The 15660-nt window shown below is 46.1% G+C and carries 11 protein-coding genes; all 11 read left to right on the forward strand.

Going from position 1 to position 15660, the window contains the following annotated elements:
* Positions 1–538: 538 nt before the first annotated feature.
* Positions 539–913, forward strand: coding sequence for a hypothetical protein (locus tag OGY37_RS17105; protein WP_032180729.1), 375 nt, complete (start codon positions 539–541; stop codon positions 911–913).
* Between the two features lie 17 nt (positions 914–930).
* Entirely contained in the window at positions 931–2694 is a 1764-nt protein-coding gene (locus OGY37_RS17110; protein WP_016240555.1) for a polysaccharide biosynthesis/export family protein, read from the forward strand.
* 54 nt (positions 2695–2748) lie between these two features.
* Positions 2749–3549, forward strand: coding sequence for an ABC transporter permease (locus OGY37_RS17115; protein ID WP_061360548.1), 801 nt, complete (start codon positions 2749–2751; stop codon positions 3547–3549).
* Between the two features lie 12 nt (positions 3550–3561).
* Positions 3562–4212 (forward strand): ABC transporter ATP-binding protein, encoded by a 651-nt coding sequence (locus OGY37_RS17120; RefSeq protein WP_032175626.1) that lies wholly within the window; start codon positions 3562–3564, stop codon positions 4210–4212.
* Between the two features lie 14 nt (positions 4213–4226).
* Complete coding sequence (locus OGY37_RS17125; RefSeq protein ID WP_286621315.1) at positions 4227–5429, forward strand: sugar transporter; 1203 nt, start codon at positions 4227–4229, stop codon at positions 5427–5429.
* Between the two features lie 127 nt (positions 5430–5556).
* Positions 5557–8295, forward strand: coding sequence for a class I SAM-dependent methyltransferase (locus OGY37_RS17130; RefSeq protein ID WP_286621316.1), 2739 nt, complete (start codon positions 5557–5559; stop codon positions 8293–8295).
* A gap of 2 nt (positions 8296–8297) precedes the next feature.
* A complete protein-coding gene (locus OGY37_RS17135) occupies positions 8298–10703 on the forward strand; it encodes a glycosyltransferase family 2 protein (protein ID WP_286621318.1) in 2406 nt (801 codons plus the stop codon).
* A 14-nt stretch (positions 10704–10717) separates the two neighbouring features.
* Positions 10718–12508: a hypothetical protein gene (locus OGY37_RS17140; protein ID WP_286621320.1), complete on the forward strand. Its 1791-nt coding sequence runs from the start codon at positions 10718–10720 to the stop codon at positions 12506–12508.
* 1 nt (position 12509) lies between these two features.
* Positions 12510–13178 carry an acylneuraminate cytidylyltransferase family protein gene (locus OGY37_RS17145; protein ID WP_016240548.1) on the forward strand — a complete coding sequence of 223 codons (669 nt, stop codon included), beginning with the start codon at positions 12510–12512 and terminating at the stop codon, positions 13176–13178.
* Positions 13178–13879 (forward strand): inositol monophosphatase family protein, encoded by a 702-nt coding sequence (locus tag OGY37_RS17150; protein ID WP_016240547.1) that lies wholly within the window; start codon positions 13178–13180, stop codon positions 13877–13879. Before OGY37_RS17145 ends, OGY37_RS17150 begins: the two co-directional genes overlap by 1 nt.
* Positions 13876–15420: an N-acetylneuraminate synthase family protein gene (locus tag OGY37_RS17155; RefSeq protein ID WP_096948496.1), complete on the forward strand. Its 1545-nt coding sequence runs from the start codon at positions 13876–13878 to the stop codon at positions 15418–15420. Before OGY37_RS17150 ends, OGY37_RS17155 begins: the two co-directional genes overlap by 4 nt.
* Positions 15421–15660: the final 240 nt, after the last annotated feature.

A 15660-nucleotide genomic window follows, 5' to 3' on the forward strand; every position in this document is an offset into this window, starting at 1 on the left:
ACAGCTGATAGAAACAGAAGCCACTGGAGCACCTCAAAAACACCATCATACACTAAATCAGTAAGTTGGCAGCATCACCGCTGGCGCTTATTTGTTTCTATTCTCTGAAATATGAAACAATCACTGCCAGAAACTAATGCTGAATATAAGTTTTGGATCAACCCACCAGAATTAATAGGCTTTCAGACTTTTCCCCTTTTTCCGGGCAAAATTCTTAAATTTGAAATGACACAAACTGCAAACTTATGTAATATCCGCCACATAAAAGCACTTTCATGAATAATAAAAAACGATTTAGTTGTTTACTGAATAGTTTTTTTATGGCAGCGCCCTAAAGCAAATCCCACACATTTTAACCGGAATTGTCCATTTCCGTGCGGTAGCCTACCCTTTTTTTGGATTTTCTTACTTAACACCTGCGTTTTTGTTGCTCCTGCACCTGCAAGATTTCTCAACTGCTTCGCTATTAAAATCAGTTGAATATCATCAAAGTTTTATTTCACATTCCAGTTATTGCATTGTTGGAAAATATTGATCTATGAAGAACGCAACTCGCCTTCTGGTGATTTCGCTCGCCCTCATGTTGAGCGGCTGTGCATATTCCCCGAAGCAGGTTGAAGCATCCCGACCGCTTGTGAATCAGACTGCTTCTACCGACCTCCAGGCTATGGCAGCCAATCTGCAACAACCTCTGAACACCCTGCCGCAGGGCGCCGCGCTCAGCGCCAATGGCAATACCTATATTCTGGGCCAGCGTTATGTCTCCGCCCTGGGGCTGGAATGCATAGAACTGCTGCGTAATCGCAACTACAACCAGTCGCAGCACGGTGTGACCTGTAAGAACGGTGACACCTGGTATCTGGTACCGCAGCTGGAACAGGCTTCCGCCAGTAACCTGCTTGCCGTGCAATAATTTTGAAGAGAAATGTTGTGAAGATAACGAATTTTCGGCAATTGAGTGCCGTCCTGTTGCTGGCCTGCGTCTCCTGCGCCTCTTTCGCCGCCCCCACCCAGCAAGAAGCCCAGGCATTTGGGATGAACACCCCGGCAGACAACGGCGATGGCCGACTGCAGCTTGGCGGCGAGCAAGCGATGAGCGGCCAGGCAAACACCTCCTCCACCACCGGGACTTTCGCACAGCAAAACCGCCAGGGCATGTTATTGCCGGGCGAGTCTGATGTGCGTAAATTACTGCCGCAGTCCGAGTCCGGCCTCCCCCCTCCATACGGTGCCAACCTGTTTGCCGGTGGTTATGAAACCGAGCGCAGCGACGGCTTAAACGATAATTACCTGATCGCCCCCGGCGATAAGCTGAATATCTGGATCTGGGGCGCAGTCAATTTTTCCAACGTCGTGACCGTCGATAATCAGGGCAATATTTTTATTCCCGATGTCGGGCCGATTAATGTCAAGAATGTGGCGGCCAGTAAGGTTAATAACCTGGTTACCAGCCATATCAGCGAAGTTTTCACCAATAACGTTAATGTTTACGTTAATTTACTTACCGCGACGCCGGTCAGTGTATATGTCACCGGACCCGTCATTCGTCCGGGACAATATGCCGGACAATCTTCCGACAGCGTTTTATATTTCCTGAAACGCGCTGGCGGCATCGACTCCGACCGCGGAAGCTATCGTCATATTAAAGTATTGCGCCAGAACCGCGTGATCCAGCAGATCGACCTGTATGAGTTTATGCAGCAGGGCAAAATGCCGAAGCTGTCCCTCAAAGATCAGGATGTGATTCTGGTTGAACCCCAGGGGCCGATGATCAACGTGGCGGGTAAAGTGCGTAACCCGTTCCGCTTCGAGCTGAAGAACAGCACCGCGCTCGGCTCAGAGCTGATCGACTACGCCCTGCCCCTCGCCAAGGTGAGCCACGTGGGCGTGATTGGCGATCGCGCCAGTGGCCCGTTCTCGGTCTATATGCCCTATAAAGATTTCGACCGCATTCAGCTGAGCGACGGCGATAAAGTGCTGTTCAACGACGACATGCATGCGCAGGTGTACGATGTGCAGGTGATGGGCAGCTATCGCGGGCCATCCTACTTCACCGTGCGTAAAGAGACCCGTCTGCACGATCTGCTGAACCACATCCCGATTGACCCGAACATGGCGGATTACGGCTCGATCTACATCATGCGTAAGAGCGTGGCCGCGCGGCAGAAAGAGATGCTGGAAGACTCCCTCAACCGTCTGGAGCGCAGCGTCTTTACCGCGCCTGCCAGCTCTGACGGCGAGGCCTCCATTCGCACCAAAGAGGCCGAACTGGTGATGCGCTTTGTGGAAAAAGCCCGCAAGATCCAGCCGCTGGGTAAAGTGGTGGTGTCGGATAAAGGCGTGATCGCCAACATCCTGCTGGAACAGGGCGACCAGATTGTGATCCCGAACAAAACCGACCTGATTCAGGTGGGTGGCGAAGTGATGATGCCGCAGGCGGTGGTCTACAACAAAAACGCCAGTCTGGAAGACTACGTAGCCTGGGCGGGCGGCTATACCGACCGTGCGAACGACAAGCGCATTGCCGTGGTGCATGCCAACGGGCTGATGGAGTTTAAAGACGGTGGCGATGTGATGCCGGGCGATCAGATTCTGGTCATGCCGAAAGTGGACAGCAAAATGATGCAGTCCATCAAGGATATCACCCAGGTCATCTATCAGGTTGCTGTGGCGGCCAACGTGGTCCTGAACTAACCCTCAATGCGGGCTCGCCCCATCGCGGGCCCGTTCTGTGATATCGGCCTTCTTATGCTTAAACCTGTTCTCAACCAGACGCCCCGCAGCTCGTTCCAGGTGCTGAGGGATGTGACGTTTGGCCTGCTTATTCGTGAACTGAAAACAAGATTTGGCAGTTATCGGCTGGGGTATACCTGGGCGCTGCTGGATCCGCTGTTGATGATTGGTGCTTTTAGTTTGATTTTTGGCATGCGCGGGCATAGCGGATTTGGTGGAGCTCCGGCACCACTGTTTATTACTGCAAGTTATCTGCCTTTCCTCTTTTTCAGGAATGTGGTCAGCAAACTGCAATCTGCCGTTAATGCGAACAAGGGCTTGTTTTGCTACAGACAAGTTACCCCCTTCGCGACCTTTGTTTCCCGTTTTATCCTCGAAACAGTTATTGGCATGGTTGTGGGCTGCGTACTGGTACTAGGATTGCTGTGGTTTGGTTTTGATGCCATCCCCAGCGACCCTTTAGAGGTCGTTCTTATCTATTTCATTTTAATGATCTTTTCGTTTTCGCTGGGCATTATTTTTTGTGTACTGGGTAATTTATTTAAAGAAGCTGATAAGTTCCTTAGCCTGCTGATGATGCCCTTGATGTTTATCTCCTGCGTGATGTACCCCCTCGCGACCATACCCTCAAATTATCAACACTGGTTTTTGTGGAACCCGTTGGTTCATGCCGTTGAGCTAATCCGAAGCAGCTGGATCTCCGGCTATACCAGCCCGAATGTAAGCGGGATGTATTTTTCGGCTGTAACGTTGGTACTGCTGACGTTCGCGATGAGCTGTTACCGCCTGAGTCATCGTCGCTTGATTGCCAGCTAAAGTAGAATAAGCATGATCATTCTGGAAAACGTCTCGAAGTATTACCCCACCAAATTTGGTCGCAACTACGTTCTGCGTGACGTGAGCATCACGTTACCCCGCGACCGCAATATCGGTATCTTAGGCGTCAACGGAGCAGGAAAATCTACTCTGTTGCGTCTGCTAGGCGGGATGGATATGCCCAGTAAGGGAAAACTGACACGTCACTGTCGTGTATCTTGGCCTCTGGCGCTAAACGGAGGTTTTCAGGGCAGCATGACCGGGCGTGAAAATACACGTTTTGTCTGCCGGATTCATGGCGTTCGCGATACGCGGGCTATCGAAGAGTGGGTAAAAGAGTTCTCGGAAATTGGTCAACATTTTGAACTGCCGATTAAAGGCTACTCCAGTGGAATGAGATCAAAATTTTCCTTTGCTGTCAGTATGGCCTTTGACTTTGATATCTACCTGACCGACGAAATTATGTCAGTGGGCGACGCCCGCTTTAAACAAAAATGTATTGATGTTTTTAACCAAAAACGCGAGACCGCCAGTTTGATCATGGTCTCGCACGATATGAAAAACTTACGCCAACAATGCGATATGGGTATTTTGCTGCGCAACAGCACCCTTGAGTTGTTCGACGATATCGAAGATGCCATCCGTATTTATCAGAAACTATAACAAGCCCAAAAATCATGATTCAGCCAACCCGCTCTAACAAATCCTCCGGTTTGATGCGCAAGCTAAATAAATTAAAGACCAAACCCAAACATTTCATTGTTGACTCCAGCGGTTTCAAGCTTGCCCACCGCTCATGGAAAAAGAGCCTTAAACTCGGCAGTTTTTTATGGGTAGTAGTGTGTTTTGCTATTGCTGCGCTTTATTTTTGCGTCATTGTGTCCGATCGCTATGTCAGTCGGGCCGAGCTGGTAGTTAAGCAGGCGGATCAAATTAAGATACTGCCCGATGCCCTTTCAATGCTGGGAATTGGAGGCAGTAACCATGAAGATATACTGATCATCCAGGATTATCTTAAATCCCCCGATCTGCTCAACAAGCTCGATAAGGAGCTGGGCCTGAAAGCTCATTATCAAAGCCACAAAATCGATTATTTTTCCCGCCTGCCAGATAATGTAAGCCGGGAAGAGTTCATTAAATATTACCGTCAGCACCTGTCATTGTACCTGGATGAACTGTCCGGTGTGCTGACAATTGAGTTACAGGCCTTTGATCCTGCCTATGGCCAGCGCGTCGTTGCATTGATGCTTCAGGAATCTGACCGCTTTATCAATAAATTAGGTCATCAGGTAGCACTGGAACAACTGGCCTTTGTCGAGAAAGAAGTCGATCGCGCCTATCAGCGTGTACAGACGGAAAAAGCCAAAGTACTGGACTTCCAGAATAACCATCATTTGATCAGCCCGGAATCAACAAGCAGTGCCCGCCTTGGTGTGGTGAGTCAGATAGAAGCTCAACTGGCACAGCAACAGGCCCAGTTAAAACAGCTACAAAGCTATATGAAAGAAACCGCGCCTGCGGTTGTTTCTGTGCAGGCCAGGGTTGATGCCTTAACGCAGCAACTGGCTCAGGAACAATCCAGACTTACCGGTGCTGATAAAGATGCAATGAACGAAGTGACGGCTCGCTATATGGATGTTCAAACCCAGGCGACCCTGGCTGCGGATCTGTACAAATCCGGACTTATTAGCCTGGAGCAGGCTCGTGTAGAAGCGTATCGCAAGCTTAAGCACCTGTTAGTCATCAGCCAACCAACATTGGCAGAAGACGCAGAGTATCCACGTCGTCTTTATAACCTGCTTACTACAGGAGTACTGCTGTGTCTTCTGTATGGCCTGATTGTGATGGGTATAGCAACCCTGCGTGAGCATCAGGACTAACAACGACATGCATTGAAACTAAGGTCAGAACTCTTACGCGAGTTCTGACCTGTCGCAGTTAATCATAAAGTGGTCACCCCGCCGATCACGCTAATTAACCATTGTTCTCATATTGAAGGGATACCCCATGGGCACTCAGCAAAGCAGCCGTTCACAGGCGCGCCTGAAGCAAGCATCCGAAAAACAAACCAATACCGAGCTGGATTTTATTTTTAAGCGCCCTATTTTTTGGCGCCCGTCTTACATTGCGCAATCCGCCTGGTTAGAACATATTCCGTTTGCTTTCTGGTTAATCGATACCCTGCAACCTCGTAAGATTGTTGAACTGGGCACCCATTACGGCAGCTCCTATTTTTCTTTCTGCCAGGCCGTGACGAAGCTGGATCTTCAGACCCAATGCTATGCGGTAGATACCTGGGGCGGTGATGAACATGCGGGCCAGTATGGCGAAGAGGTTTATCGCCAGGTATCCGAATACAACCAGCAACATTACTCTGACTTTTCCACCCTTGTACGCAGCACATTCGACCAGGCACTGGAACACTTCCCGCAAGGCAGTATTGATTTGCTGCATATCGATGGCCTGCATACCCTCGAAGCTGTACGTCATGATTTTGAAAGCTGGTTGCCGAAGCTCTCTGACAGAGCCGTTGTCATCATGCATGACACCAACGTACGTGAGCGCGGCTTTGGGGTATTCCAGCTTCTGGATGAGCTTAAGCAGCAGTATCCTCATTTTGAGTTTGCCCATGGTCACGGGCTGGGCGTGATTGGTGTCGGCAGCGAGCAATCCTCAGAGATGATGAGCCTGTACGGTCTCTCAGATAATCCATCTGCGACCAGACAGGTACAAGAAGTCTTCTCTCGCCTGGGTAAAGCCTGTGGTTACAGCTGGGAAAACAGCGAAATAAAGCGTCAGATGGTCGCGCTGCAAGCAACCCAGCAAGCAGAAACCCAGGATGTGATGGAGCAACAGGCCCTGGAAAGGGGACGCCTGGCAGAGCGCATCACCGCGCAGCATCACACCATAAAAGCGCAGGAAGAAAAGCTCGCACAACATGCCGATCAAACCGCTGAACTCACCCTTCAAAAGCAGCAGGTTAGCGCGTTAACCGCAGAGTTGGAGACATCTAACCAGCATGCCGCCGAATTGCAAACTAGCCTCGCCGTCTGTGAACAACAACGAGATGAAAGTCTGGCGAGCCTTCAAAACCTGAAAACTCAACTCTCAGAAACCCGGGAGCAATTTACCCAGACGGTTGCCGAACGCGATCTGATTGCACAAGAAAAGCAAACGCTGCTGGCGCAACAAACAGAAGCGCAAGAACAGCAGAGCGCTCTGCAACAGCAACTGCATGAGCAAGCATTGCACCTTAATGAAGAGACCCAGCGTGCCGCACAGCTGACTCTCGCACTCAATAAAAACAACGTTGTGCTTAGTGAGTACTCGCAACAGCTCAGCGCGTTGCAGCAGCATATTGATGAGCTGACCACCGCGTTGACTACTGCGCACCAGCAACAGGATGAGCTCAGCCAGACCCTGGCGACCGAAGCCAGCCAATGGCAACAGAAGGTCAACGAGCTGACGACTGCATTGACTGCAGCACATCAGCAGCAGGATGAACTCAGTCAGACTCTGGCGACCGAAGCCAGTCAATGGCAACAGCAGAAGCAAATTCTGACTGAAGCCAATGATGAGCTACAGAATAAGTGTGATGTCCTGACCACCGATCTCGCGGCAAGTCGCGCTGTACTGGAGCAGTTTGAAGCGGCACAGCAAGTCTGGCAGACACGTGAGCAGGATTTGGATAGCGCCTTAAATGCTCGTGAGCGTGAAATTGCTCACCTGAACCAAAGCCTTGCAGAAAGCAATCAGGCAATTGATAAACAGAATAGTGAGCTTGAACTGGCCCGTGATGAACTCGCGGTATTGCTTCAGCGGCACCATGCAGAGCAAGCAGAATCTCAGCAACAGTTGAGCCAGTTAAATCAAAGCCTGAGCGAACGATTCACTGAGATTGCAACGCTGACTCAATGGCTGGAAGAACGTGAACAGACATCTGTAAACGAACAAAGAAAACTGACAGAAGAACATCAACAGCACCTGAGCGTGCTGCGACAAACGCTAAGCGAACAGGTTAGTGAGATCGCAACACTGACCCGCAACCTGGAAGAGCGTGACCAGGCGGCCATCAAGGCGGCAGAAGAATATCACCTGCATCAGCAAGCATGGCGTGCAGAGCAAGCCAGCATGGCTCAGGCGAATGCAGACCTGCAACAGGAGCTAACGACGCTCCAACAGCAAGCCACTCAGCAGCAAGCTCAGCTTGGAACCCGGATTAATGAGCTAGTTAAGCAAAACGAAGCGCTGGAATCCAGTATCAACGAACGTTTCCGCGAACTGGCGACCATGACACGCCATACCGAGCAATTAACTCGCGAACTGCAACAAAAAGAACAGCAACTTCAGAAAGCGAAAGATCGTGCGCAAAACCTGAAGCAGACCGTGTCCTGGAAACTGACCGCGCCTGTGCGTGCCCTGGGCCGTATCTTTAAAGAGAACCCAACCGCCACACCAGCGGTTTCCATGAGCAATGCAGAACGTATTGCGGCATCTGGCCTGTTCGACGAGCTGTGGTATCTGCATCGTTATCCGGAAGTAGCGGGCTCCGGTCTGTCGGCTATTGAACACTTTATCCAGGTTGGCGCTGATAAAGGTTACAGCCCAAGTGCTTTATTTGATACGCGCTGGTACTTGCAAACTTATGCGGACGTAGCGCAAGGCTCTATCAATCCTTTACTTCACTACATACTGCACGGAAAGGCAGAACAGCGTCATTGCCTGCCAGACAACACGAGAAAATAACAATGACAGTTGAATACAATAAGGACGAACTGCTCACACATTTTGATGAGCAATGGTATCTACAGACCTATCGGGACGTAAGCCAGACAGGATTACCTGCCAGAGAACATTTCAAACGCTATGGTAGATTGCTGGGACGTAAACCTTGTTCTGATTGGGCCTCATCAGTACAAAAACCGGCAGTATATTTACCCTGGGTCGCGCTGAACCAACTTTCCGCAGATCCTGAGCGTATGCATGGATGGAAATCAGAAGGGAATGATCCCTACTTCATACTTGATTTAAGGCATCTACCTAAAACAGAAAAAGGGTGGTATCAGTTTAACCTGACGCTGGACTGCTCCAAAAAACAGGGATTAGCCAAGTTCTATCTGGATACCGGAAAAGGATTTAATGAATTTGAAACCGTGACTCTGCCCTACAAAAAAGCAGTAACGGCGAGCCGCCTTTTTTATCTCGATTCTCCGCTGGTCGCGCTGCGTTTTGATCCCCTGGAACAGGAGGGCCCATTCTCGGTCAGTCAGTTCGAAATCACGGCAATCAGCGACAGCCAAATAGAGCCCGCATTGCTGGCACGTATTCAGCAGGAACACCAAAGCTATCGTAATATGGAATTGACTAAGATTAAGGAGTCTATTTCTTCTGAAAGCGGTAGCCTGTCCATGGATCGCCTGGTATCTCTCTATAACGAGACCTTTAGTTTCACGCTACCCTCCGTGGACTATGAAGAGTGGATTGAAACCGTCGAAACACCATCGCTTCCTGATAAGGCAGAAGTTGCCACGATACTGGCGAAGCTGGCTACACCGCCTGTTATTTCAGTAGTGATGCCGGTCTATAACCCGGCAGAAATCTACTTACGCGCCTGTTTAGACTCTGTCATTGCGCAAAGTTACCCTTACTGGGAGCTGTGCATCGCTGACGACAAATCACCAAAAGAGCATGTTCAGCGTGTACTGCGTGAATACGAAGCTAAAGATAAGCGTATTAATGTGGTCTACCGTCAACAGAATGGGCACATTTCGGCAGCGTCTAACAGCGCTCTGGAAATTGCCAAAGGCGATTTTGTGGCGCTACTGGATCACGATGATGCCCTGCCTGAACATGCACTGTTGTTTATGGCACAAGCGATTTGTGCACAGCCAGAAACCCAGATTCTTTACAGTGATGAAGATAAGCTCAACGGCCGCGGTGAACGTTTTGATCCTCATTTCAAAAGCGACTGGAACCCGGACCTGTTCTTCTCACAAAACTACGTTTCTCACCTTGGGGTTTATCGCCGCAATCTGCTTCAGCGAATCGGCGGATTCCGTCTAGGTGTAGAAGGCAGTCAGGATCAGGATCTACTGCTACGTTGCCTGCCGCATGTGCAAGCTGATCAGATCGTGCATATTCCTCGCGTGCTGTATCACTGGCGTACTATTGAAGGCTCTACAGCATTGGCTTCAGGTGAGAAAAGCTATACCACCGATGCGGGCATTAAAGCTTTACGCGATTATTTTGCAACCCAGCAAGCGGGCGTAGAAGTTGATGCCGGTCTGGTACCAAACACCTATCGGGTTCGTTACCCAATACCCGAGCCTGCGCCACTGGTTAGCTTGTTAATTCCTACTCGTGACCGCCGTTCACTGACTGAGACTGCCGTGCGCAGTATCCTCGAGAAAAGTACTTATACCAATTTCGAGATTCTTATTCTGGATAACGGTAGCGTCGAAGCCGAAACCCTGGAGTTTTTCCGCGAGATCCAGTTGGAAGATCGTCGCGTTAAAGTGCTGGCGTACGACTTCCCGTTTAATTATTCAGCAATTAATAACTTCGGCGCCCGCCATGCTAAAGGCTCCGTTATTGGCTTGGTCAATAATGATGTCGAGGTGATCAATCCAGAATGGTTAACTGAAATGGTCAGCCAATGTCTGCGTCCTGAAATTGGTTGTGTCGGTGCCAAGCTCTATTACAGCAACGATACCGTACAGCACGGTGGCGTTATTCTTGGGATTGGTGGTGTCGGCGGGCATTCACATAAACACTTCCCTCGCCAGCATCCTGGCTATTTCAGTCGCCTTGTGCTGACTCAATCACTTTCTGCGATTACTGCCGCCTGTTTACTTATCCGTAAAGAAGTATTTGATCTCGTATCTGGTCTTGATGAAGAGAATCTCAAAGTTGCATTTAACGACGTTGATTTTTGCCTTAAGGTACGTGAAGCCGGATATCGTAACCTATGGACTCCCTATGCAGAACTCTATCATTACGAGTCAATTAGTCGTGGTGCAGAGGACTCCCCAGAGAAAATAGCTCGATTCACCAGAGAGGTTAATTTTATGAAATCAAAATGGGGCAAACATCTTGAGGTAGATCCTTTCTACAGCAAAAATCTGACAAAAGATCGTGAAGATTTTTCATTTTGACCGAGAGTGATGAAATGATTCGAAATATAGATATTAACAATGAAGGCTGTGGTAATTTAGATGGCCTAAAAGCATGTTTAGATTATCCCACATGTGGATATGATAATTCCGATACTTTATTAATTGCAGGCTGGATTCTACCTTCCGATCCTTTAAATAATAATATTCAAGTTATTGTAAAAGTTGAAGAAAATAATGAGCAACATGAATTTAATACTATCCGAGTTAATAGACCCGATGTATTAAAAGCACATTTATCGAAAATACAACTACCTGAAAGCGCAAGTCAAGTTGGTTTTTCCGTTCGAATTCCTTTACAAAGTAACGCAAAAGCATCAATCATTATTGTAAGAGATGGGCAAGAAATTCCGTGGTACAATGTTAATATTACAGTTAATAATTCTTTAACAGAATATATTAAAAAACTTAATCAACCAAATGAAAACTCAACTGATGTTATTGATGCAGAGGAAATTATTTCCACTACTAAAATATATTACTCACATCTTTTTCAACAATCTCCGCCCTCTGTAATTCATAAGCAATTAAATAAATTACGCCAAGCAGTACATAATGATGAATTTATTGTTGCGCTCTATAACTCAGAGTATGGAAAAGTAAAATGTAATAAAAGCACATTTAAATTTAATATTTGCAGTTCGAAATCATTAAATGATCATAATTTTCTTTTTTGTCGAGACGATAGCGATAATGAATTTATTGTGCATCAGCACGTAACATCCATCGATGGAGTTTATTATCCACATAAAGGTATCTACTACACTTTTTGCCATGGCTCAGAAAATAGATTATCTACAATCTTAAAATTCTTGTTAAAAAACAATACTTATTTTAAAGATAAACATTTTCGGAATAAAGCTTTTTTGATAGGTCATGTTCGTCCGTATCACTTTATGTATGATGGGATGCTGGGTTTTGAAATCATATATGAGCATGTAAAGGAAATTGATAACCAAACTAAATTCTACACTCTAGAAAATAATGCCTTTATCAACTCCCCCAAAATCTTCAATTCTAATCAAACAGCAGAATTTATAACTAATAAAACCTTAACGCAGCTTGAAATAGAGGGTACGTTATTTATTAAGATCGGCGCACTGTTTGGAAACGGGGCAAAAGATCCCGTTATTATGAATAGAATCAACAATTTGGATAAAAAAGTATTATCATATATTAGCAATATACATACAGATAAAGAAAATAGCACCAACGAATTGAAAAAACACTTTCCAATTATTTGGTTAGGTGTTACCGGTCAAAAAAGAGCATGGCTAGAACAAGTTGAAGGCTATTCTAACATAATTAACAAGTTATATGAGACATTCCCCGGAATGGCTGTTGTTTTTGATGGATGGACATCATCATTGGTGACATTACAACGCGATAAAGTTGAAACTGCCAATGACCGTTCAATTATCGATGATATAAAAAATCGAATAGCACCTGATATTAGAACTGTCGATTTAGTTGGCGCTACCATTGATAGAAAAATTCATATTGGCTCAGTAGTTGATTGTGCCATAGTAAATTACTCCACTGGATCAATGAACATTTCTAGGATATGTGGACGCCCTTGTATTACACATATGAACAATAGTTTTAGCCCAGCCCGGAATCAGCATATTCATCAAAATGCTCACCACATTCCTGATGAATATGTAACCGACGTTATGGATAACGATAGTAGGATTGATGCGACTAGCTACCATATCGACTGGGAGAATATATACAGTGCAATGACTTTGCATTTAGGAAAAAATAACCTTATTCAGAAGAGATGGTAGTATGAAAAGAACAGTAGCTTTTGTTCCACTAAAGTTGAATAACGAACGTTTACCAAATAAAAACACTAAGCAATTAAGTGATGGCACGCCTTTGCTATCACTCATTCTCAATACTTTAAAGCAAATTGAAAACGTCGATGATGTATATGTTTATTGTAGCGATGAATCTGTAATTAAATATTTACCCAAAGGTGTGAAATTTTTACAGCGTTCTACTGAGCTTGATCTCTCTACAACTAAAATTAATGAAGTTCTGGGCTCATTTGCTCGTGATATTAAAGCTGACATTTATGTGTTGGCACATGCCACTGCACCATTCCTGAAAAAAGAGAGCATTCAGAACGGTGTTAATAAAGTTCAGTCTGGTGATCATGATTCCGCTTTAACCGTTCATAAAATGCAAGAGTTCGTATGGAAAGATGGTTGGCCTATGAACTATGACCTTGCAGCTGTTCCCAGAACACAAGACTTAGATCCACTATTTATCGAAACAACGGGTCTATATATTTATACTCACGATTTGATAACGCAGCGCAACGCCAGGATCGGGGATAGACCTTATTTGGTTGAGGTTTCCAGTATTGAGAGTTTAGATATCAATAATCCTATTGATTTTGATATTGCCGATGCGGTCTATACTCATATCTTAGCTAAAAGAAGTGATAAATAATGAAAAAGCATTGCTATGAAATCACTGAGATCATTAAACAGAACCTAAAACATATCGTTTCGTTAAGGGAAAATTTAAGCCTGAAGCCTGATAACAGCTATGTTAGTGAAGGCGACCTGTTGGTGCAAAAGCTCGTATTAGATTATTTAACGAAGGAGCTTCCTGAGCATCAACTCATTTCCGAAGAGCTGGCGCCTTTCACTGATGTAATCTGGGACAAGAAAGGAAGCTATGTTGTACTTGATCCTATCGATGGCACGGAAAACTTTGTCTCTGGCCTAAAAGAATGGGGAATTGGTATCAGTATTTATACCAACGGCCTTCATCAAGAGTCTTGCATTTATTTGCCAGAGCTGAACGATTTGCATATCACCGGCATGCCAATGACTCATCATCGCTCTCGTATTCGCGGTCTTTCTTCTTCATTGACTAAAGAGGATTTACTGCAGCTGGAAGAAGGATTTGAATACCGAATTATTGGTTGTTCAATGTACAACATGCTTGCAGCAGTACGTGGTGCATATGCGAGCTTCGAAAATGTTAAAGGCGTAAACTGCTGGGATATTTTACCTGGTCTGAATTTTGCGCTTGAACACAATTGCGAAGCTTTCGTTGATGGTGTGGCTTACGAGGGACAAATTCTTTTCCCTACTCAAAAATATAAAATCAACATTAAAAAAAGACATGAGGTACCTGCATGAATTCGGCATTGCAACAAGTCGTCGCGCAAAAAAAAGGATGTGACATCGTAATTATTGGTAAAGGCCCCAGCGTCGATAAAATTGACCTGTCTTTGCTTAAAAATTGTATTGTTATTAACACCAATGACTCTGAACTGATCTATCCTGGTGATATTGCCGTGTTTCACCATGGTTGGGTACTTGATATCTTTGATGAAAAAGCACCACAGTGTAAATTGTATGTATCAGATCGTTTTCTTCCGGAAGGTGTTGGTCATTTAGCCGCTGAATACGTACCTTACACTCCAGAATCAGCAGACTTCCTGATCCATCGTTTCTTCGAAGATACCATTTACATTGAAAGTGCCATCGTCGTCTCAGCGCTGAAAATCGCTAATCAAATTGCTAAACAGGAAAATGCCACTAAAAACGTTTACCTGCTTGGCTTTGATTTCACAACTAAAGACGGTTTTACCAACAAAATCCCAACGGCAGCAATGCACGCCGAACCTGAATATCAGGAACGAATCATTAGCAGCCAGGAACAGCTTCTGAAGATGCTGTTGGCTGAAAAATCACGTCTGAATATTAATATCAGCCACGTTGGTAACAAACCTTATAGCGTCTACTCAGTCGATGCCTTTAACCAAGTGTTTACTGCCCGCCATCGCGGCGTGACGTTACCGCAAACTAGCCCTGCGCAAAACACCTCGAAAAAGTATGACGTAAAAGTGATTGCAGAAATCACTACCAACCACTTTGGTGATATGGATCGCTTGAAGTCGATGATCGTCGCAGCCAAGCAGGCTGGTGCTGATTACATCAAGTTGCAGAAACGTGACGTTGAGAGTTTCTACAGCAAAGAAAAATTAGACTCTCCGTATAACTCACCGTTCGGCACCACCTTCCGCGAGTACCGTCATGGTATTGAGCTGAATAAAGAGCAATTCGCTTTTGTCGATACGTTCTGTAAAGAGATTGGTATTGGCTGGTTTGCTTCGATTCTTGATATGCCTTCTTATGATTTTATCCGCCAGTTTGAGCCGGACATGATTAAGCTGCCGTCAACAATCTCTGAGCATAAAGATTACCTGGCCGCGGTCGCTGCAGACTTCACCAAAGACGTTGTTATCTCAACAGGTTATACCGATGAGGCTTATGAAGGATTCATTCTTAATAGCTTCACAAAAGCTCGCAACATCTACCTGTTGCAGTGCACCTCAGCTTATCCAACACCGACTGAAGATACGCAGATTGGTGTGATTAGACACTATTACAATCTCTCGAAAAAAGAACCTCGCATTATCCCGGGTTTTTCAAGCCATGATATTGGTAGCCTGTGCTCTATGATGGCAGTCGCTGCCGGTGCCAGAATGATTGAGAAGCACGTCAAGTTTGGCGACGTCGCATGGTCTCACTTCGATGAAGTGGCTATTGACCTGGTCAATGGTGATTTCACTCGATTTGTAACAGATGTTCGCAAGGCTGAACGTATCGTTGGCAGTGAAGTGAAAGAGATCCAGGCAACTGAGCACCATAAATACTGGGTTGCTCCAAAGTAATAAATCGATGCTGATGTAGTTAGTTTCACATCTGATTTGTATCACCTTAGAACGGCTGAGCCACTTGCGTTGCAAGTGGTTTATCCAGCCCTCAGTGTCGCTATGACAGCTGTTCCGCATGATTAAGCGAGTAACGGAGCTTTAATCGGGCCTTATGAATTTGAATCGCCACGGGTTTAACAGACACCTCAGAGTCATTTAAGATGGCTTAAAGAGAGGTGCCCATGAGCGGTAAGCGTT

This window comes from Citrobacter sp. Cpo030 (genome assembly GCF_030333005.1).
GTDB lineage: Bacteria > Pseudomonadota > Gammaproteobacteria > Enterobacterales > Enterobacteriaceae > Citrobacter > Citrobacter portucalensis.

Bases quoted from the DNA above. Each gene is read 5' to 3' on its own strand.
- OGY37_RS17105 (WP_032180729.1), top strand. From the start codon at position 539: ATGAAGAACGCAACTCGCCTTCTGGTGATTTCGCTCGCCCTCATGTTG.
- OGY37_RS17125 (WP_286621315.1), top strand. From the start codon at position 4,227: ATGATTCAGCCAACCCGCTCTAACAAATCCTCCGGTTTGATGCGCAAG.
- OGY37_RS17130 (WP_286621316.1), top strand. From the start codon at position 5,557: ATGGGCACTCAGCAAAGCAGCCGTTCACAGGCGCGCCTGAAGCAAGCA.
- OGY37_RS17150 (WP_016240547.1), top strand. From the start codon at position 13,178: ATGAAAAAGCATTGCTATGAAATCACTGAGATCATTAAACAGAACCTA.
- OGY37_RS17115 (WP_061360548.1), top strand. From the start codon at position 2,749: ATGCTTAAACCTGTTCTCAACCAGACGCCCCGCAGCTCGTTCCAGGTG.
- OGY37_RS17155 (WP_096948496.1), top strand. From the start codon at position 13,876: ATGAATTCGGCATTGCAACAAGTCGTCGCGCAAAAAAAAGGATGTGAC.
- OGY37_RS17120 (WP_032175626.1), top strand. From the start codon at position 3,562: ATGATCATTCTGGAAAACGTCTCGAAGTATTACCCCACCAAATTTGGT.
- OGY37_RS17145 (WP_016240548.1), top strand. From the start codon at position 12,510: ATGAAAAGAACAGTAGCTTTTGTTCCACTAAAGTTGAATAACGAACGT.
- OGY37_RS17140 (WP_286621320.1), top strand. From the start codon at position 10,718: ATGATTCGAAATATAGATATTAACAATGAAGGCTGTGGTAATTTAGAT.
- OGY37_RS17135 (WP_286621318.1), top strand. From the start codon at position 8,298: ATGACAGTTGAATACAATAAGGACGAACTGCTCACACATTTTGATGAG.